The following is a 19,506-nucleotide window of genomic DNA, read 5'->3' as shown; positions in this document are numbered from 1 at the left end:
AAATATGCGCGCTATTGTACAACACTGTGAAAGTATTATTAGTCAGCTGCCCAAGCACCGTTTATTAGCAATCGATGCATTGCGGGGCATTACTATTACAGCGATGATTTTAGTCAATAATCCTGGTAGTTGGTCGCATATTTATAGCCCCTTAAAACACGCAAATTGGCATGGATGGACCATAACCGATCTGATCTTTCCGTTTTTTGTATTTATTGTCGGTATTTCAATTCATATCTCAACAACTCGTCAACTGACTAGTAGCACAGCAAAGTCGCAGATAATTAAACATGCTGCCGTTAGAATGATAAAACTGATCCTTTTAGGATGGTTTTTGGCGCTGTTTTACTACAATTTTACCCAGCCAGATTACAATTGGTTTGAGCAACGATTAAGCGCAATGCGGTTTATGGGGGTATTACAACGGATAGGTTTGGTTTATTTTGTCTGTGTAATAGTGGCCTTGTATTGCAATACCCTAGCCCGTGTATTGGGTTTTGTAGGAATTTTAATTGCCTATTGGCTAGCCTTAATATTTATCCCCTACTCTGATTCAAGCGGCACCGTCTACACTGGCCTGCTAGAATACGGTAATAGCCTAAGTGCATGGCTAGATGACGCTGTTTTTCCAAATAAACATTTATATTATGGCCAAGCCACTCCATTTGCTTTCGATCCTGAAGGGCTGCTGAGCACCCTACCCGCAATCGCTACTTGTCTATCGGGAATAGTGGTAGGTCAATGGTTAATGTTGACCACAAAAGCCACACAATTTAAATCCAAGGTATTAGTCGCTATTGGATTGTTGTTTGTAGTCTTAGGTGAAGTGTCAGGGCTTTATTTCCCTATCAACAAGGCTCTTTGGACGTCTAGTTACGTATTACTTTCGAGCGGTTATGCCTGTGTCGCACTAGGAATACTCTTGTGGATCATTGACGTACGAGAAAATAAAAATTGGACTGCCCCCTTTATCGTTTTTGGTGCAAATAGTATCGCGTTTTTTATGTTTGCCGGAATAGTTGCGCGAATATTAATCATGATACCGGTGGCTGAAACCAGTTTAAAAGGTTGGCTCTACCAAACCCTATATCAACCGTTATTAGGCAACATAAATGGGTCTCTTGGATTTGCTATTAGCTTTTTGGTTATTTCCTATTTAGTGATGTTATGGATGTATCGTAAGAGTATTTTTTGGAAAGTGTAAATAAATTGCCATAAATGCACAAAGTTACTGGAAACAAATTGATATTTAATGCTATAAAGTTTCGAATAATTTATTACAAATATAATAATAATTACGTTTAGGGACAAGATGTCAACATTTACAAAAATCAAAGCCATTCGCGGCTCACTTTCACGCAGTGAAACTAAGTTAGCCGACTTTACGTTAAACTCACCGAATGCGATCCGTGATTTATCCTCAAGCGAACTCGCAAGAGTCGCGAGTATTAGTCAATCCAGTGTGGTGAAATTTACGCAAAAATTGGGATACAAGGGTTATCCAGCCTTTAAGTTAGCGGTAATTGATGCCTTAAATGATAAAGGTGGCGAACCACTTTTACATGGAAAAATCACCTTAAGTGATAGCCTATCTGAAATTGCTGAAAAGTTACTGATTAGTAAAATGGCAGTTCTCACAGAAACTAAGAACTTAAATGAAGCGGAAGCCTTCGAAAATGCAGTTAAACTGCTTAAATCGGCCAAGCGAATTTTAATTTCTGGTTTAGGCGGTTCGGCATTAGTAGGCAAAGACTTTTCCTATAAGCTTCAAAAGTTGGGCATGTCGGCAATTGCTGAACCCGATGGTCATGCCCAATTAGCCTATGTGGCAACCTTTGGTAAAGATGATCTTGTATTTGCTATCAGTGAATCAGGTAAAACGCGCGAAGTCGAACAAGTGGTGCTGCAAGCCAAGAAAAGTGGCAGCCAGGTTATCAGTGTGACTAAGTACGGCGATACCCCTGTTTCTGACCAAGCAGACGTAAAATTATATTCTGTAGCAGAAGATGAATCTCACCGTTTGTCATCTATTTTGGCGCGAACTGCACAAGAGTTTGTAATTGATATTTTGTTTATTGCGATAACCCAGTCATCTCGACAAGGCCGTAAGTTACTTGAAAAAACCAACGAAGCGGTAAGTGGTTATCGCAATCAAGACGCCTAAGGTAACTTAGGCAGTCCCCAAGATTTTTGTTTTGCTAGATACTCATTTTTTGGTAAAGCAACATAGCGCGGTTGTTGACTTTGATCGAGCCAACTCAACAATGAATCTATTTGGTTTTCTTGCATTGAGGTACATCCCGCAGTGGGACTTTCTGGGCCTCGCCATAAATGTACAAAAATGCAGCTGCCAGCCCCAGATATGTTATCAGGGTTGTGGTTGATCACTAATCCCTTTTTATATAAATCGTCGTTACTAAACAGGTCACGACGCATGGCTTCGCTAGAACCTTTTGTTGCAGACTCGCCTACCACTTTTTGATCGACTATTTGGTTATACAAAGGAGATGCGTTGACATCAATGCAATAGCTACTCGATTGCATTTGTGAATAGGGCATATTAGTCGCCACCTCAGGTAAATAGCCAAAGGCGGTGCCAAAGTGAAATATGCCTGCTGGCGCTTTACCATCACCTTCTTTTTTGTGATATCCGTTTTGTTTAGGGTGCAGGCCAATCCCCCAAGCCAACCCCGTTCTACCTAGATTGACAGGAACCGTTTCACCAATAGTTTGCCACTCACCTTGGTGCTTTTCAAAACGATAGAGCTGCGCCATCTTCGCATTCCAATCATCAGAAATGACCATAACAACTTGCTTCACTTGTGGATCAGCTAAAAACTCCCCTTGTTCAGACATATTGTTACCTTCTGCGCTTACCTTGGCCACAGCCAACAACATCATGGCTATTAAAATTACAGTACGCTTAATCATTCCCACACTCCGTTCACTAAAGGTTGCAACTGTGCAATGGATTCGATGCCTAAACCAGCACCTTGCCCTAAAGAGATGGTTGCACCATTAAAATTTACACCACCTTGCACTGGATCAAACTGACCCAATGCCGGTCCATCAAGATCAATTTTGTTGATAATATTTGCCTTCGCACTGGCTAAATGTGCTGCTGCAGCGACCCCAATACTGCCTTCAAGCATACAGCCAATCATACATTCAACATTATATACACTGGCAATGTCTGCAATTTTAATGGCATGACTCAAACCAGCAGTTTTCATCAGCTTAATATTAATAATATCAGCGGCCCCTGTTTGAATTAGCTCAATGACTTGTTTCGGTGAAAAAGCACTTTCATCTGCCATTACCGGTGTTGAGACATGTTGAGTGACGTATCGCATACCCGCAATATCATTGGCATGCACAGGTTGTTCAATCAACTCTAATTGCACCCCTGATTGCTCTAATTGCCCAAGAGCAAAGACGGTTTGCTTTGCAGTCCAACCTTGATTAACATCTAATCGCAGCTGCGCTTGGTGTCCCACGGCCTGATAAATGGCTTTAACACGCTCAATATCCATATGAATATCTTTACCAATCTTAATTTTTAGTATGTCAAAACCTTGATGAATCGCTAACTGGCAATCTTTAAGCATTTTATCAATGTCATCCACACTGATGGTGACGTCAGTTTGAAGTTGTGAACTGCCGCCTCCTAGGGCTTTGTATAAAGGTTTATCTAACCACTTTGACCATAAATCGTATATCGCAATTTCTACTGCTGCTTTGGCGCTATGGTTGTTAACCATGGCGCCGTGGACACGCTGCAATATTTGATTAAGCGCTTCAATCTCCATGCCCACAATTTGCGGCTCGATGTCGTGATTGATGGCATAAATAATAGAACCATGAGTATCACCGGTGATCACCGGTGTAGAAGGGGCCGCTCCATATCCGATTTGCCCACACTCGGTTTCAATGATCACCACTACATCTTCGATATTATTCACAGTGCGCATCGCCGTTTTAAAGGGAGTGATAAGTGGTACCACTAGCTTAGCGAAACGAATTTGACTAATTTTCATTGATGACCTCAGAGTTAGTTGCCTGGATTAAGACGAACACGCTTAATGTTATAAACACGATCTAAATAACTGGTTTTCGCTGAAAGCTGCAACGGTAATAAAGGCGTTACCGACACACCATTTAAGGTGCCCTTGTAAAACTTACCTTGGGCGTCATTGTAGCCTAGCCCCTTAACATCATGAATAACATAAGGTTTACCACCTTCCTCACCTATATACATCATGACGTGACCTGGGATATAAATTAAATCGCCTACTTGCATTTGATTGACTCTTGGCATTTTAGTTGAACCAGATTGCCCCTTACTAAACCGCGTATTGATACCGTACTTACCTGCGCCTTGCTGACCAGAATTACGCGGCATTATTAAACCAAATGTTTTAAATATCTCACCAATAAAGCCTGTACAATCCCGGGCATTGTAATCATGCCCCCAACCATAACGCTCTCCTAAAAATTTAAATCCTTGGGCAATGATATTTTCGTTAGTCATGGGTAAATAACCTTCATGTATATCATGATGCCGTGCAATCAACGCCTGACTAAAACTCAAACTTCCATCATCTTCTCTGACGGGCAAAGAAACCACATAGGATGCATATGGGTTTTGCCCATGAATTTGATTGACCGTTTTTGATAGCGAAACTAAAGGTAAACGTAATCCCATATCTAACTGCACTTCGGAAATTTTTGGCTGGTTGGGTACGTAATTGGTGGTGACTTTACTTCCGGTGACGACCACAAAAGACTCTGCGTCACGAAACCCAAGGATTTGCTCTTGGTTTCCGATAGCGACCGCTTTTTTCGGGATCCACGCTAAATAGTGATAATGTTGCGCCAAGTACCATTGTTTATCAGCACTTTCGTGCAACACAGCTAAGGCATCACCTGGAAAAACACCGGTTTCTTGAAAGCGATCCAAATCAGTATCCATTTGCTGATTAAACACGCGATCATAAGTAGGAAACGCGCGCATGACCGCCCTCGAAACCACCATGGCGTACTTAACATCATTGACTAATTTCAACCCATTTTTATTGAGGTTCGCGGTATATTTGTCGAAATCTTCTGCGCCTAGTTTAGTGCCGTCAGCATAAAATCGAGCGCTGCTGGGAACCTTACTTGTGGCTTCAATCTTCTTAAGCAGCGCTTTTTGACTGAATTGTTTTGGAGTACTCAGTGGGTCGACAATATGAGTGTTAGTTTCTACAAGCTGCTTATTGAACTGAGCAATTTCACTTGGCTGCATTAACACTTTTTTAGGGGTTTTAAGTTTATTTAACCAGTGGGCAGGTGACATATGAGCATACTCAACTCCTATCACGTCAGAACGCCATGTCGCTGATTCTTCAGCACACACGAACAAGCTGCTCAGCGCCATCAGACTCACAAATATATACCTCATTAAATTTTCCTCTAGTATTCATTCTTTAATCATTCCAAACACACCCTTTGACATTGGCTTTTTAGTCGCAACCACTGTGCAACTAAATGTCATTTTGATGCGGTTTTGAGTTAAGTAACTGTGCTAATGCCTGATCCAATAACAATTGCATTTTTAGGCCCGCGTAATGCACGCTTTTTTCAGTATTACCAGGATAGGAAGTTTGAGCTGAAATAGTAAATTCGCGACCTCCCTGATAATCTGGCAAACAAACATGAGCCAAAACAACGTTTTCACCCGTTCCGCGCGTTTCGCTGGGACCCCAACCAATTTTTTGCCAAATTCGCCACCTTTCATTAGTCGCCTCATCGAGCACTAATTTACTGTTGTGGACCGCCTCATGTGTAATATTTTTTGCGACTGCATCAAGCAACATGCGACTTATGCCTTGTAACATGCCGCCCACTTGGTAACGATTGTCACTATGACCGGAACCATAAAATAATACTTCTACATCTTTGGCGGTTAAGTTAGGCATCCGAGTTTGTGCTACGCGCTCATGGCTTGCGAGTCGTTTTAACCATTCGGCTTGAGATAAGGTTGTCATGGGTTTGTTGCCGGTTAATCCACAAGAGGCACAGCGATAACTTTGATAACCGGAGTCATCAGTGCTTTTGGGGATTGCTGGCACCTGTATTTTTTTATTTGCGTCTAGGTCACGCCAAAAAGGTTCTGAAGGTGAAAAAGCTTTGGTTCCGTAAGCTCCTCGAAAACGAATATCGTTGTTGTTAAGCTTTAACCATTTTTCATGAAAAAGAGCAGTTGCTTCATCTCGACCAATTACATTCAAAAAATAAGTAGCAATGGCATTAGAATCACCATCGGCTTTTCCAAAAGACTCATAGCTATGAATACTGGTAATCAAATCGGCTAAATGCACATCACCAGCCAAACTATTTGCGCCGACGCCCAATGTACGCATTTTTGATATCGCTGCTGTAAATGCCTGAATTTTTGACGAACTCCAAGGCTCATATAATTCGTCATAACTGTCGGCATTGGCGAGATATCGAAAACCTAAATCAGCGTTTTGCTTTTTCGCAAAATCAATAGCTAAGACTCTTCCTAAAGATTTCGGCGCCTCAAAATACTGCCAATCAGACGCCACTCTTTGTTGCCAATGGTTACGGTTATAGTCTACTTGCTGCGCGGTCTTATACTCAGCGCCACTCATCCCCTTGCCTAGGGCACAACTAATGTATGGATCATTCAAATCTGCCGGCATAGCAGGCTCTGCACTCATAACATTGGTGTAAAACGTCTGCACCGCTGCTTTATGCAAGGTGGTTTCGATTTCAGATGCGGTACCTACATTTAGTTGCAGTCCGAATAATACGGCCGTAAACCTTAGACTTAGCGTTCGCATTTTATGCACGCGGTTTGGGTTGTCAATTGAAGGCGTATGGCTGAACATCGAAGTTCCAATAGTCTGTCTGTGGATCTGATTTATGAGTAAAATGCCACCATTCCATCGGATAATCACTGAAGCCATTTTCTAGCATGATCCGTTTTAACACTAGGCGGTTTTCTAATTGGGTTGCGGTAATTAAATCTGAAAGAGTGTTAGAGATCGAGTCAAAGAAATCAAAAGGCGCCCCCATATCCATCTCGGTGTATTCACCAGACTCATTCAACACTTCAATTGTTAAATCCACAGTAAAGCCACGACTATGACCCGATCGCTCTGCGATATAGCCGCCCTTCAGCGCTAATTTCTCTAAGTTGGGGTAATAATCTTGTTTGGTTGTTTGATCATTTTTATCATCCACCCATCTCATAAAATGGTCTACGGCCTTTTCTGGACGATAACAGTCAAAAATTTTAAGGCGCATTTTGTCTTTGAGTAATTGGTTATTCACAACGGCTAAGGCTTTAGCCGCTTGACGCTCGATAATACATAACGGCGCTTTGTATCCCGTTACAGGCAAGCCTACAAAGTTGTTGTTGGTTGCGTAACGAATATCATAATTCGCAGTGGGTAAGTAATCATTTAACACCACGAACTGCTCTGGAAGCTTACTTTTACTATAAGCAGATACCGAAACCAGCAATAATAAAGGAATTAATTTAATCATAGTTTCATCCAAACATTTACCCGTTAAAAATAGACTCGACATAAAATATATAATTCCATAAAAAGCGAATATTTGGAATTGTATATTACAATATCAGAGAAACAACCTAAATACTCGCCACAGTTATCACAATAAACCATAAACGGCTGGCAGTTTTTGTTAATAAGCTGAAAAAGCTGTATTGATGACATCAAAAAATAAGTGTGCTTCGAGTCGAAAAACTCGTTCGTGTGGTTTAGGCAAACTTAAGTCCACAAATTCTGCCATATAGAAAGGTTTAAATAATCTGGACAATAACGGCAATAACATGGTGTTTGCTGCCATTTAATGAATGACAACAAATCAGCAGGCAATAAAAAACCCGCAGCAAGTGCGGGTTTCTTGTATATGGCGGATAGCGAGGGATTCGAACCCCCGGTAGGTTTGACCCTACGTCTGATTTCAAGTCAGGTGCATTAAACCGAGCTCTGCCAGCTATCCGAATTGTTCTACAATTTTGAGTGGCTAAGCTAAGCTTGTTTGCCTCCCCGAATTGAGGATGCGAATATTAGTGACGTTTTAAAGGCTTGTAAAGCCCTAATTTAACAAATTGTTCTGTTTGATTATTGTTTGAACGTATTGCGCGTATTTACATCAAGTTACGTATTAGAATAACAATTAAATACGGTATTACTTGAAAAAGTGAACCAAACACCATACAAAGACACTATAAATAAACAATTAGTTTTAACTTATCTTTTGGAGATGACAATGGAACAAAGAACTATCTATAGTAGTGCGGGTCAAGAGTCTGCATTACAAACCAATAAAGTACTTAGAAATACGTACATGTTGTTGGCGATGACATTAACGTTCAGTGCAATTTGTGCCGGTATTGCCATGTCAATTGGACTGGGCCAAGGCGCAGCTATGATGATGAGTATTGGTGCCTTAGTGATGATATTTTTCCTCAATAAAGCAGCACAAAGCTCAATGGGTATTGTATTTGTATTTGTGTTTACTGGTTTGTTGGGTGCTTCGTTAGGTCCAATGTTAAACTACTACGCCGGTTTTGCAGGTGGTGCGAGTTTAATTATGCAAGCCTTTGGCACTACTGCATTAGTATTTTTTGGTTTATCGGGTTACGTTTTAACCACTAAGAAAGACTTCTCATTTATGGGTGGTTTTTTATTAGTGGGTTTGATTGTGGCTGTAGTGGCTTCAATTGCTAACATCTTTTTAGGTATTCCAGCACTGAGCTTAGCGGTAAGTGCTGCCATAGTATTCATTATGTCAGGCTTTATCTTGTATGATACTAGCCGCATTATTAACGGTGGCGAAACTAACTATATTCGCGCTACAGTTTCTATGTACTTGAATATCTATAACTTATTCACCTCTATCTTACACCTACTTGGTGCTTTTGGTGGAGATGATTAATTCACTTATGAATTGAGTTTTGATGCGCCTCAGCTTTGCTGGGGCGTTTTTTTATCAATCACTTTTATGATACATTGCCGCACTATGTCATCTTTTACGTTATTAGTTACATCAGCTCCTTTTTCACAACAAAACGCCTATAGCGCCTATCGTTTTGCTCATGCCGCTGTGCAATCAAAACATAAAGTTAACGGAATATTTTTTTATCAAAGCGGTACCATCAATGGGTCAAATTTACAGGTTACCCCTTCAGATGAGTTTGACTTGTTTAACGCTTGGCAAACACTGTCACAGCAGCATAACGTGCCTTTAATGGTCTGTGTCAGCGCAGCAACTAAAAGAGGCATCACGTCAGCAGAGGATGCCCAAGATTCTGATACCCCACATTTTAGTTTAAGTGCCCCTTTTGAATCTGTAGGCTTAGGAGACTTAGCCATTTTAATTAACAGCAGCGACCGGTTGATTCAATTTTGAGCCAGAGTACAAAGATAGCCATCATCAACAAATCAGCACCCTATGGCTCATCAAATGGCCAAGAGAGCTTAGATATGGCGTTAGCCATGAGTAACTTTGCTCAAGACGTGAGTTTATTTTTTATTGAAGACGGAGTGTTGCAGTTGTTAGATACGCAACAACCTGCGGTAATTAACGCTAAGGCATATCACAAAACCTTTAAAGCACTAGAGTTTTACGATATCGAAAACATTTACGTGTGCAAACAAAGCTTGGCACAACGCGGAATCGATAGCTCTCAATTGTGTATTGCTGCAACATTGATTGAAACTACCGAGTTATCTGGTCTTTTAGCTTCACAACAACAAGTGATGTGTTTTTAATGATCCTCCATAAAATAGCCTCAAGCCCTTTTAGTCATCGAGCATTGCATCAATGTCTACAAAGAATGCAAGCGACTGATGGTCTACTACTTACCCAAGACGCCGTTTATAGTTTGATGGATAGAGAGTTAGGTACAAAATTACTACAACTAAAATCAGTATTTGTACTGAAAGAAGATGCCGAAGCCCGCGGTATTGGAATAGAGCCTAGCAAAATTCAACTAATTAACTACGAACAGTTTGTTGAACTCAGTTTGAAATATGAAAAAGTAATAAGCTGGTAAAAACAATGGAATATCACTTCGAATTTTCTGGCAAAAACATTGCCACCGACAAAGCCGGATATTTGTTAAATGTGGAAGATTGGCAAACAGACATGGCCCCTACTCTGGCTCAAACAGAAAATATTCAGCTAACCGATAACCACTGGGAGGTCGTTAACTTTGTGCGCCAGTTTTACCTTGAGTTCAACACCAGCCCAGCGATGCGCGCCCTAGTCAAAGCCATGGCCAATGAATTTGGCCCAGAAAAAGGTAATAGTCGTTATTTGTTTAAGTTGTTTCCAAAAGGACCTGCTAAACAGGCGACAAAAATTGCAGGGTTGCCTAAGCCGGCTAAATGTTTGTAGGGTTTGGATTTGGGAATGATTTTATAGCAAAAACAGAAGGTTATGGATTAAATTGACTCTGACCCTGTTAATTTAATGAGCGAAAAGTCACGAAGGAAGTGGATTATTAGCGTTTTTTAGTAGTAGTTGCGCCACTATTAACATCAATCTTCTAAGACATTGCTAAATACATAGCGATATCAAAGGGTAGCTAACAAAATGATTGAGACGGATTTATCAGAAAAGCGCTTATTAAAACCGTTGGCAGTCAAGAATAATTCAATATGATTTTATATAAATACGTATCTTTTGAAGTTGCAAAGTTAATAATAGAAACTTCAACAATAGGCTTTTCTTGTTTAGAAGATCTTAATGATCCCTTTGAAGGAACTTCACTTCGTTTTGAAGATAATGAAGTTACATCTGGTAATGTTATATTTAGTGCCGTTAGAAACCGAATGAGTCAGAAATTTGGTTTACTTTCTCTTACCCGAACCCCTCTTAATTCAACTATGTGGTCGCATTATGGTGATGACCATCGAGGTGTAGTTATAGGTATCGATGTTAATATTGCGGAGTTAAACTGTACAAAGAAAAATTTGGTACCTGCAAACTATGGTGATGTTATTTATACAACAACTAAGCCTAATAATGCTTTACCTCAGATTACAGCTAAACGGTTAATGGAAATTGGTAATGAGGTTGAAGCTTTTACTGAGCAAGATTATGAACTTTTTAAAAGAACATTTTTGTACAAGTCTTTACCTTGGAACTACGAGGAAGAAGTTAGGGTTGTAAAAAATGTTAAACTTCCCCCTAGTACCTCCAGATATACAGAATGCAAATTTAATAATCAATCAGGTAAATGGAATAGTATCCAATATCAGGGACGGCCAATTTATTGTTTAAACATCCCTAAAGAGTCTATTAAAGAAATTTATCTTGGTTGCGCAACATATAATAATGTATCAAGGCTTGGTGTTTGCAAAGAACAGTATTTACAACTCAAAAGTGAGTGGAAAAACAGGGGGATTACAATATTTAATGTACGGCAAGTCCCTGGTAAATGGCAACTTGAGAGCTTTGTCCACAAAGACAGCTAACAAGAGACTATTTGATCGAACCTCCATTTTTGATTGTGATGACTGACTGTCATTATGAGTCGTCATTTTAAATGCCTACATTGCGTCAACAAAATAAACAAGACACCCATTTTTAAAAAAACAAATAAACAAGACACCCATTTTTAAAAAAGCAAAACTACTTTGAAGCTCGGAAGTATTTGATTAAGTTATTATCTTGGGTCTCTATGTAAGCTCTAATAAATGTTTCGAATCATTATCCTTCACGAGATTGATTTTAACTTACAATATAACTACACTTTAATTATGGACGATTTTAATTTTCAATGGGATATAGAGAAAGCTGCTTCTAATGCTAAGAAGCATGGTGTTAGTTTTGATGAAGCTAAGAGTGTGTTTTCTGATGTTTTGGCGCGGTTAATACCTGATCCTGACAGCTCACATGGAGAAGAGCGATTTATTATTTTAGGTCAAAGTACAGCTAGTCGCTTACTGATTGTTTGTCATTGTTATCGCGATGAAGGTGATATTATCCGCATAATTTCGGCACGTAAGGCAGATAAACGAGAGCGTAAAATCTATAAGGATTTCCATAATGCGTGAACACTATGACTTTACAGATTCGATAGAGAATCCCTATGTAAAGAAAACCAAAAAACAAATTACAATTCGATTAGATAAAGACGTAATTGGCTATTTTAAGAAGCTATCGGAAAAGAACGGTATTCCGTATCAAAATCTCATTAATCTATATTTGAAAGACTGCGCAGATTCGCAAAAAGAGCCAAGGATAGATTGGCAGTAAAGGATACTCAGGTAGCCGGAGGTCTCTAACCTCCAGCCACACAGCACCCTGAATGCGACTCCATACATGGCGTTTCACTCAGGAAAGTGAAGGGAAAATAAACAAGTCACCCATTGTAACTTTCACCTTGAATCTTGTGGCAGCGAAGCTGATAAAACTCTTTATCGGCAACGCCGATGCTTTTGATTTACCCTCGACTCAAGGCTCGCCAATTATTAGGTGAATTGAGTAGGGCAATTTGTAAGGATGCTATGTGAAAAATGCCATGCGGACGCCGCGCGGGATGACAGTATGCGAAGCATATGCCTTAAGCTTAAAACCTAAATTAAACTGCGGGATCAACCTCTATAAACCCCACTCTTTAATCCCAATACAAAAAAGGTGAGCCCGAAGCTCACCCTTTCCAATCCAAATAAAATCTAACCCTTTAGCCAATCTTCTCCAACCCACCCATATAAGGCTGCAACACTGTAGGCACAGACACCGAACCATCAGCTTGTTGATAGTTCTCTAAAATAGCCACCAAAGTACGACCCACGGCCAACCCAGAGCCATTTAGTGTATGCAATAACTCAGGTTTGCTGCCATGTTCACCGCGAAAACGAGCTTGCATTCTACGGGCTTGGAAATCCAACATATTAGAGCATGATGAAATTTCACGATAGGTGTTTTGCGCTGGCAACCATACTTCAAGGTCGTAGGTTTTACATGCGCCAAAGCCCATATCTCCAGTACATAACAACATTTTACGATAAGGTAACTCTAATAATTGCAGGACTTTTTCAGCATGCCCCGTCAATTCTTCTAAGGCGTCAAATGATGTTGAAGGTTCTACAATCTGCACCATTTCGACTTTTTCAAATTGATGTTGGCGAATTAATCCCCGGGTATCACGGCCATAAGAGCCGGCTTCACTACGAAAGCACGGAGTGAAAGCGGTCATTTTTATCGGCAATTCTTGTATTGCATAAATCTCATCGCGGGCAATATTGGCTAAAGGCACTTCTGAGGTGGGAATAAGTGACAACCCCTGCCCTTCTTCAGTAGCAGGTTGAGTATGAAACGCATCACCCATAAATTTTGGAAATTGCCCTGTTCCTGTCATGCTTTCGACATTAACTAACAATGGTACATTGGTTTCTTCATAACCGTGCTCTTGGGTGTGTAAATCCAACATAAACTGCGCAATCGCACGATTTAATCTAGCGACTTGACCGCGCATGACTACAAAACGTGAGCCAGCTAGTTTTACCCCTGCATCAAAATCGACACCTTTACTAAGGTTTTCACCCACATCTACGTGATCTTTAATTTCAAAATCAAATTCACGTGGTGTGCCCCAGCGGCTAATTTCAAGGTTTCCTGCTTCATCTTCGCCTTGTGGCACAGAGTCGTCGGGTAAATTTGGAATGGATTGCGATTGAGCATTTATTTCTTCTAACAGAGCAGTTAACTCGGCTTTTGCCGAATCTAATTCGTCACCAAGCTTACCCACTTCAGCCAATAGAGGTTGAATATCTTCACCTGACGCTTTGGCTTTACCAATTGATTTGGAACGTACATTACGTTCATTTTGCAATTCTTGGGTTTTGATTTGTAATGACTTGCGCTTTTCTTCTAGTTCAATAAAGGAATTTACGTCTAATTCAAACCCTCTTCTTTTGAGTTTTTCTGCAGTTTGTTGAATATCACCACGTAAATATTTTGGATCTAACATTTTGTTTTATCTAACCTTTAACTAATTGTGTGCCTAACCATGCTGCAAATAAACAGCACAATACATTTAATGTTACGTTAAGTGCAGCTTTGAACCACAAGCCTTGTTGAAACAGCATTAACGTGTCTACTGAGAATGTGGAAAATGTGGTGAGTGCACCAAGAAAACCAATTCCAATTGTTGTTCGCCATAAAGCCGCTTCTAATTGTCCATGTTCCAGTAATGAATACAAAAAACCCAGAAAAAATGAACCAACAATATTGACCAGAAGTGTACCAAAAGGAAAGCCTTTGCCAAACCATTGAAGCATCAGTTGCGAAAGAAAAAAGCGTAAACAGGCGCCTGTTGCTCCTCCAAGTGCGATAAAAATATACATAGTGGTAATTTGCATATTAATTATACCTTCGCTGGGTACTTCGAGAGTCAAGCTGGTTTAAAAATTTCAATTTTTCTTGTAGCTTTTTCTCAAGCCCTCTTGCGCTAGGTTGATAATATTGTGTATCGCGCAATGATTCAGGAAAATAATTTTCGCCCGCCGCATAGGCATGATCTTCATCATGGGCATATCGATACTCTTGTCCGTAGCCCATGTCTTTCATCAGACTAGTTGGCGCATTTCTTAGGTGCTCAGGTACGGCGCAATCTGGGGTGTCTTTGGCATGTTTTAACGCCGTTTTAAAGGCTGTGTATACCGCGTTACTTTTTGCAGTGCTGGCGCAATAAAGTGTAGCTTGGGCGATGGCCCTTTCTCCTTCTGCAGGACCCACTCGTTGAAAAATATCCCAAGCATTTAAACAAATCTGCATCGCTTTAGGATCGGCATTACCTATGTCTTCTGTGGCAATTGCTAATAATCGCCGAGCCACGTAGAGAGGATCGCATCCTGCGACTAACATCCTAGCGTACCAATACAACGCAGCATCAGGAGCTGACCCTCGGACTGATTTATGAAACGCTGAAATTAAATCGTAAAACTGATCACCATTTTTATCGTATTGCGCTACTTTTTCGCCAACTGCGAGCTTTACCATTGCGACGTTTATGGTTTTGTCTGTGGTATCTGAAGGTAAAAAGTCAGCGCTAAGTTCTAAATAGTTTAACAAACGCCTTGCATCACCCGCTGCCATATCAATTAGCATGGATTGGGCATCAGCTTCCAACACAATTTCAGACTGCCCGAGGCCTCGCTCTTTATCTGCTAAGGCTTGTGTTATTACTTCACTTAGATCAGTTTCACTTAAACTTTTTAATACGTAAACCCGCGCCCTTGATAATAAAGCGTTATTTAGTTCAAACGAGGGATTTTCAGTTGTCGCACCTACAAAGGTGACTGTGCCGTCTTCAATGTAAGGCAAAAATGCATCTTGCTGGCTTTTGTTAAAACGATGGACTTCATCAACAAACAAAATGGTACGTTTTTGGTGTTGGCTGGCATGATGTTTAGCGTTATCAATGGCGGCGCGAATGTCCTTTACACCACTACTGACGGCTGATAAACGTTCAATATGCGCCTGACAATGATTGGCTACCAATTCGGCTAAAGTCGTTTTACCTGTTCCTGGTGGCCCCCACAAAATCATAGAGTGGCAGTGCCCTCGCAACAGTGCCTCTCGCAAAGGTTTTCCAGGGCCGATAATATGTTGCTGTCCAAAATACTGTTCAATAACTTGTGGGCGCATTCGCGCTGCTAACGGAGCAAATTGCGCAACCGGTTCGGTATTATCTGTAAAATCAAATTCAGCGGTCATAATTATCGCTGATCATCCAGCTCATATCCTTGTGGCATTACAAACACAAAAGTCTCTGCGGCGAGGGGTTTATTTTGTTTTATCCCGCTAAAAGTTAGTAAACTCTTTTGTTGTTGCCCATCTTTACTTTCAAGCTTTACTAATAAATCACCATCAAATACCAAACGCAATGACTCAATACCACCATTTGGCGTTTTGGGAGTAATAATAAATTGTCCTTCGAGTTGGGCCACCTCAAAGTCTTGCCACTTACTGCTGTCAGGATTAGTCAATAAAATCAGCGGATTATCTTCTAGTGCTGTATTGGCTCCGTAAACCACTACCTGCTCTAAAAACGGGTCCACATTCCAGATATTGTCTCCGTCGGCCACCAAAACACTCTCGTTAGGCTCAAATAGCTCCCAATATAAACGGTCGGGTTGCTGCAATACTATTCGGCCACTCGCTTGCTGTAATAAGGTATTTTCAATATCAACGACAGTTTGCTCAAAATTAGCTTGATAGGTTGTCAGGGAGCTCAACTTAAGTTTAAGTTGCTGTTTTGCAGTTGTATCATTTGCCATTGCGGTCGTGCTGCTACACGCCACAACCAAAAAAAGAAATCGTGCAGTGAACTGAGTTAGCTTGTTCATTTAATAATACTTCTTGTAAGGTTAGTCTCTAGGGGGAGCAGCGGCTAACACTTCGCGGTTGCCATTGTGCCCAGGTGAAGTTACGACGCCGCTTTGTTCCATTTGTTCCACTAGTCTTGCCGCGCGATTGTAACCAATTCTGAATTTTCGCTGCACACCCGATACCGATGCGCGTCTGCTTTCGGTAACAAAGGCCACTGCCTCATCATAAAACACATCAAATTCTTGGTCTGAATCTTCTGGTTGTTCGCCTGGCAATAGGATTTCAGCACTCGAATCACCACTCAAAATCTCATCTATATATTGCGGTGCCCCGCGTTTTTTCCAATCTGCCACTACGGCATGCACTTCATGATCATCCACAAATGCGCCATGAATACGAGTAGGCACTCCTGTACCTGGCGGTAAATACAACATATCACCTGCGCCAAGTAATGCCTCAGCACCTTGTTGGTCAAGAATAGTGCGAGAATCGATTTTTGAGGAAACCTGAAATGCTATTCGAGTAGGAATGTTGGCTTTGATTAAACCTGTAATAACATCTACCGATGGCCTCTGCGTAGCAAGTATTAAATGAATGCCAGCTGCCCTCGCCTTTTGTGCAATACGGGCAATTAACTCTTCAACTTTTTTACCTACTATCATCATCATGTCGGCAAATTCGTCAACAACGACCACAATTGCCGGTAACTTCTCTAATAGCGGGGCTTCGGTTTCCATACTTTCTTCGGATTTCCAAAGTGGATCGCGTATTGGCTCACCATCTTCAATTGCTTTTAATATTTTGGCATTACAGCCTTTGAGGTTTCTGACCCCTAAAGCAGACATCAACTTATATCTGCGTTCCATCTCACCGACACACCAACGTAGCGCATTAGCCGCTTCTTTCATATCGGTCACGACTTCAGCTAATAGGTGTGGAATACCCTCGTACACCGATAACTCAAGCATTTTAGGGTCAATCATTATTAAGCGGACATCTTCAGGTGTGGACTTATAAAGTAAGCTTAGAATCATTACGTTCACGCCCACAGATTTACCAGAACCTGTGGTACCTGCCACTAACAAATGCGGCATTTTTGCTAGGTCTACAAATACAGGCTTACCTGATATATCTGCGCCTAACACCATAGTCAAGGCTGACTCAGAAGATTGGAACACATCGTCGGTTATAACTTCGCTTAAGCGCACCATATCGCGCTTTTTATTGGGTAGCTCTAAACCAATTACCGACTTACCGGGAATGACTTCTACGACACGAACCGAAATAGCTGACATCGAACGAGCTAAATCTTTAGATAAAGTCGTAATCTTGCTTACTTTGACGCCAGGCGCTAAGTCCATTTCAAAACGGGTGATAACTGGACCTGGATACACTCCGACCACTCTGGCTTCGATATTAAAATCAGCAAGTTTGGCTTCGAGTAAACGAGACACAATTTCCAACTCTTCAGGAGTGATAGGGTTTTTAATTTTGTCTGGTCTTTCAAGCAAGTCAAATGACGGCATAGGACCTTGTATTTGACCATCTTCGTTTTCGATTGGCTTCTCTATAGCACGTGCAGTTACTATGCCGCCAGAGCCTGCAGCGGGTTCAAATGTGGGTTCAGTTTTTTCCTTACTGCGAGATTTAGTGATTTTCTTCTTTAGTTCACTAACAGAAATAGGGCTTTTCTTAGTGGCTTCAGGCTCATCTAAAATACTTTGTGGAACAGTCGGCTCCGCTGAGTAATCTTCGTCATCCTGTTGCTCAAAACTATTCCTATCTAAGTCATTACCCCAATAATTATTATCTGGAGTTGCAATAGCTGATGGCTCTTGATCAGTTTTCTTGAAAGATAACAGTGGTAAAGAAGCGCCTTTGATTTTAGCTGGGCTGTGATAAATAAAGCGACTGAGGGCTATAGCCATCTCGCCAATTTTATCAACAATGGCGACCCAAGAAATTCCGCTTAGCAAGGTAAAGCCCGTGCAGAAAAAACACAGTAATAAAAGCGTTGTGCCCACCATACTAAAATAGGGTATCAGTGAAGAACTCAAGACGTCGCCAACCATTCCGCCCGACGTGTAGTTATAAATATCTTCTACATTTAAACTTAATAAACCAGTGGCACCTAACACCAATAAGATCACACCTATCAGCCTTAAACCAATGGTGAGGTAGTCAATTTCTAGTAGGGTTTTGGTTTGTTGAAATAAAAACCATCCCAAAAACGCGCAGCAAAATGGCAAGCTATATGCGAATAAACCTAATGTAAAAAACAAGATATCTGCAAACCAAGCGCCGATCGGCCCCACCCAGTTATGCACGTCACTTTGTAATCCAGCCTGACTCCAGCCGGGATCGGCTGGGTGAAAAGATGCCATGGCTAACAATAAAAAAAACGCAAAGACACAACTAATAATCATGCCTACTTCCATAATTCTTTGAATGCCTGTGAGTCGCGCCATATAAATCGTTGTCTTTTCTTAACTGTTTATTCAAGTAAGGGCATAAGATACCAGTGCAATCCTAAAAATCCTAGTTTGCTGGCTCCTACCGCTCGCAATTTAATCAATACCGAGCAATGAGTGTTATTTGAGGCTAATTTTAACTTGAGTCGACTCTTTTATTTCTTCCATCACCACATAAGTCCGCGACTCGCTGACTCCAGGCAATCGCAATAAAGTGTCACCCAATAACTTTCGATAACTAGACATGTCAGCAACACGAGCTTTGAGTAAAAAGTCAAAGTTGCCAGATACAAGATGACACTCCTGAATATCTTCATGCTTACGTACGGCAGCAGAAAATTCTTCGAATATATCAACCGAGGTTTTTGTCAAAGTAATTTCTACAAAAACTAACATAGCTGCCCCCAACAACGAAGGGTTGACGCGAGCATGATAACCGGCAATATAACCTTGGTTCTCCAATCTCTTAACTCTTTCTAGGCAAGGGCTAGCGCTCAAACCTATTTTATTCGCAAGGTCAGAATTAGTAATTTTCCCGTTTTTTTGCAACTCAATAAGAATATTTCTGTCAATTCGATCAAGATGTTTAGGGGTTTTAATTAACATAGAATCTACCGCAAATATGAGTTTTATCGAAATATTATACGTT

Annotated in this window: 21 protein-coding genes and 1 tRNA gene; 10 read left to right on the top strand and 12 right to left on the bottom strand. The window is 40.9% G+C overall.

All coding sequences use genetic code 11. From position 1 onward, the window contains the following. Positions 1–4 precede the first annotated feature (4 nt). Together ABJK37_RS06975 and ABJK37_RS06970 are read left to right on the top strand one after the other, a co-directional pair. The gene (locus ABJK37_RS06975; RefSeq protein ID WP_348351475.1) at positions 5–1,204 is read left to right on the top strand and encodes a DUF5009 domain-containing protein; all 1,200 of its coding nucleotides are present in this window, start codon (positions 5–7) and stop codon (positions 1,202–1,204) included. A 108-nt stretch (positions 1,205–1,312) separates the two neighbouring features. Beyond that, positions 1,313–2,164 (top strand): MurR/RpiR family transcriptional regulator, encoded by an 852-nt coding sequence (locus tag ABJK37_RS06970; protein ID WP_348351473.1) that lies wholly within the window; start codon positions 1,313–1,315, stop codon positions 2,162–2,164. Here ABJK37_RS06970 and ABJK37_RS06965 read toward each other — a convergent pair. The 6 genes from ABJK37_RS06965 to ABJK37_RS06940 form a co-directional block, all read right to left on the bottom strand. After that, positions 2,161–2,931: a hypothetical protein gene (locus ABJK37_RS06965; RefSeq protein WP_348351472.1), complete on the bottom strand. Its 771-nt coding sequence runs from the start codon at positions 2,929–2,931 to the stop codon at positions 2,161–2,163. The genes ABJK37_RS06970 and ABJK37_RS06965 overlap by 4 nt on opposite strands. Further along, positions 2,928–4,037 (bottom strand): dipeptide epimerase, encoded by a 1,110-nt coding sequence (locus tag ABJK37_RS06960; RefSeq protein WP_348351470.1) that lies wholly within the window; start codon positions 4,035–4,037, stop codon positions 2,928–2,930. Before ABJK37_RS06960 ends, ABJK37_RS06965 begins: the two co-directional genes overlap by 4 nt. Before the next feature lie 14 nt (positions 4,038–4,051). Beyond that, positions 4,052–5,443 carry an SH3 domain-containing protein gene (locus ABJK37_RS06955; protein WP_348351468.1) on the bottom strand — a complete coding sequence of 464 codons (1,392 nt, stop codon included), beginning with the start codon at positions 5,441–5,443 and terminating at the stop codon, positions 4,052–4,054. A gap of 82 nt (positions 5,444–5,525) precedes the next feature. Further along, positions 5,526–6,896 carry a hypothetical protein gene (locus tag ABJK37_RS06950; protein WP_348351466.1) on the bottom strand — a complete coding sequence of 457 codons (1,371 nt, stop codon included), beginning with the start codon at positions 6,894–6,896 and terminating at the stop codon, positions 5,526–5,528. Then, a complete protein-coding gene (locus tag ABJK37_RS06945) occupies positions 6,871–7,557 on the bottom strand; it encodes a M15 family metallopeptidase (RefSeq protein ID WP_348351464.1) in 687 nt (228 codons plus the stop codon). The genes ABJK37_RS06950 and ABJK37_RS06945 overlap by 26 nt, the downstream gene beginning before the upstream one ends. A gap of 388 nt (positions 7,558–7,945) precedes the next feature. Next, positions 7,946–8,037, bottom strand: a tRNA-Ser gene (locus ABJK37_RS06940). A gap of 270 nt (positions 8,038–8,307) precedes the next feature. On the opposite strand from ABJK37_RS06940, the gene ABJK37_RS06935 reads away from it, so the two are divergent. The 8 genes from ABJK37_RS06935 to ABJK37_RS06900 all read left to right on the top strand — a co-directional run bounded on the left by ABJK37_RS06935 (position 8,308) and on the right by ABJK37_RS06900 (position 12,306). Then, positions 8,308–8,976, top strand: coding sequence for a Bax inhibitor-1/YccA family protein (locus ABJK37_RS06935; RefSeq protein WP_348351462.1), 669 nt, complete (start codon positions 8,308–8,310; stop codon positions 8,974–8,976). 84 nt (positions 8,977–9,060) lie between these two features. Beyond that, a complete protein-coding gene (gene tusD / locus ABJK37_RS06930) occupies positions 9,061–9,450 on the top strand; it encodes a sulfurtransferase complex subunit TusD (RefSeq protein ID WP_348351460.1) in 390 nt (129 codons plus the stop codon). Continuing rightward, positions 9,444–9,812, top strand: coding sequence for a sulfurtransferase complex subunit TusC (tusC, locus tag ABJK37_RS06925; RefSeq protein WP_348351602.1), 369 nt, complete (start codon positions 9,444–9,446; stop codon positions 9,810–9,812). The genes tusD and tusC overlap by 7 nt, the downstream gene beginning before the upstream one ends. Then, positions 9,812–10,096, top strand: coding sequence for a sulfurtransferase complex subunit TusB (gene tusB / locus ABJK37_RS06920; RefSeq protein WP_348351458.1), 285 nt, complete (start codon positions 9,812–9,814; stop codon positions 10,094–10,096). Before tusC ends, tusB begins: the two co-directional genes overlap by 1 nt. 5 nt (positions 10,097–10,101) lie before the next feature. Beyond that, complete coding sequence (locus ABJK37_RS06915; protein ID WP_348351456.1) at positions 10,102–10,440, top strand: TusE/DsrC/DsvC family sulfur relay protein; 339 nt, start codon at positions 10,102–10,104, stop codon at positions 10,438–10,440. 263 nt (positions 10,441–10,703) lie between these two features. Next, positions 10,704–11,522, top strand: a complete 819-nt coding sequence (locus ABJK37_RS06910) for a DUF2971 domain-containing protein (RefSeq protein ID WP_348351454.1) — start codon at positions 10,704–10,706, stop codon at positions 11,520–11,522. A gap of 222 nt (positions 11,523–11,744) precedes the next feature. Further along, a complete protein-coding gene (locus ABJK37_RS06905) occupies positions 11,745–12,104 on the top strand; it encodes a BrnT family toxin (protein ID WP_348351453.1) in 360 nt (119 codons plus the stop codon). Then, the gene (locus ABJK37_RS06900; protein WP_348351451.1) at positions 12,097–12,306 is read left to right on the top strand and encodes a BrnA antitoxin family protein; all 210 of its coding nucleotides are present in this window, start codon (positions 12,097–12,099) and stop codon (positions 12,304–12,306) included. The genes ABJK37_RS06905 and ABJK37_RS06900 overlap by 8 nt, the downstream gene beginning before the upstream one ends. A gap of 427 nt (positions 12,307–12,733) precedes the next feature. Here the strand turns inward: ABJK37_RS06900 and serS are convergent, their stop codons facing one another. The 6 genes from serS to lrp all read right to left on the bottom strand — a co-directional run bounded on the left by serS (position 12,734) and on the right by lrp (position 19,463). Further along, complete coding sequence (serS, locus tag ABJK37_RS06895) at positions 12,734–14,023, bottom strand: serine--tRNA ligase (RefSeq protein WP_348351449.1); 1,290 nt, start codon at positions 14,021–14,023, stop codon at positions 12,734–12,736. A gap of 10 nt (positions 14,024–14,033) precedes the next feature. Further along, a complete protein-coding gene (crcB, locus tag ABJK37_RS06890; RefSeq protein ID WP_215931607.1) occupies positions 14,034–14,414 on the bottom strand; it encodes a fluoride efflux transporter CrcB in 381 nt (126 codons plus the stop codon). Between the two features lies 1 nt (position 14,415). Further along, entirely contained in the window at positions 14,416–15,771 is a 1,356-nt protein-coding gene (locus ABJK37_RS06885) for a replication-associated recombination protein A (RefSeq protein WP_348351447.1), read from the bottom strand. Between the two features lie 2 nt (positions 15,772–15,773). After that, on the bottom strand, positions 15,774–16,403 hold the full coding sequence (lolA, locus tag ABJK37_RS06880) for an outer membrane lipoprotein chaperone LolA (RefSeq protein WP_348351445.1): 630 nt from the start codon (positions 16,401–16,403) through the stop codon (positions 15,774–15,776). Between the two features lie 21 nt (positions 16,404–16,424). Further along, a complete protein-coding gene (locus ABJK37_RS06875; protein WP_348351443.1) occupies positions 16,425–18,854 on the bottom strand; it encodes a DNA translocase FtsK 4TM domain-containing protein in 2,430 nt (809 codons plus the stop codon). A 123-nt stretch (positions 18,855–18,977) separates the two neighbouring features. After that, positions 18,978–19,463: a leucine-responsive transcriptional regulator Lrp gene (gene lrp, locus ABJK37_RS06870; RefSeq protein ID WP_348351441.1), complete on the bottom strand. Its 486-nt coding sequence runs from the start codon at positions 19,461–19,463 to the stop codon at positions 18,978–18,980. Positions 19,464–19,506: the final 43 nt, after the last annotated feature.

The organism is Paraglaciecola sp. (assembly GCF_039964565.1).
Lineage (GTDB): Bacteria > Pseudomonadota > Gammaproteobacteria > Enterobacterales > Alteromonadaceae > Paraglaciecola.
The sequence above is the reverse complement of the archived record's forward strand: the minus strand, read 5'-3'. Positions and strand labels throughout refer to the sequence as shown.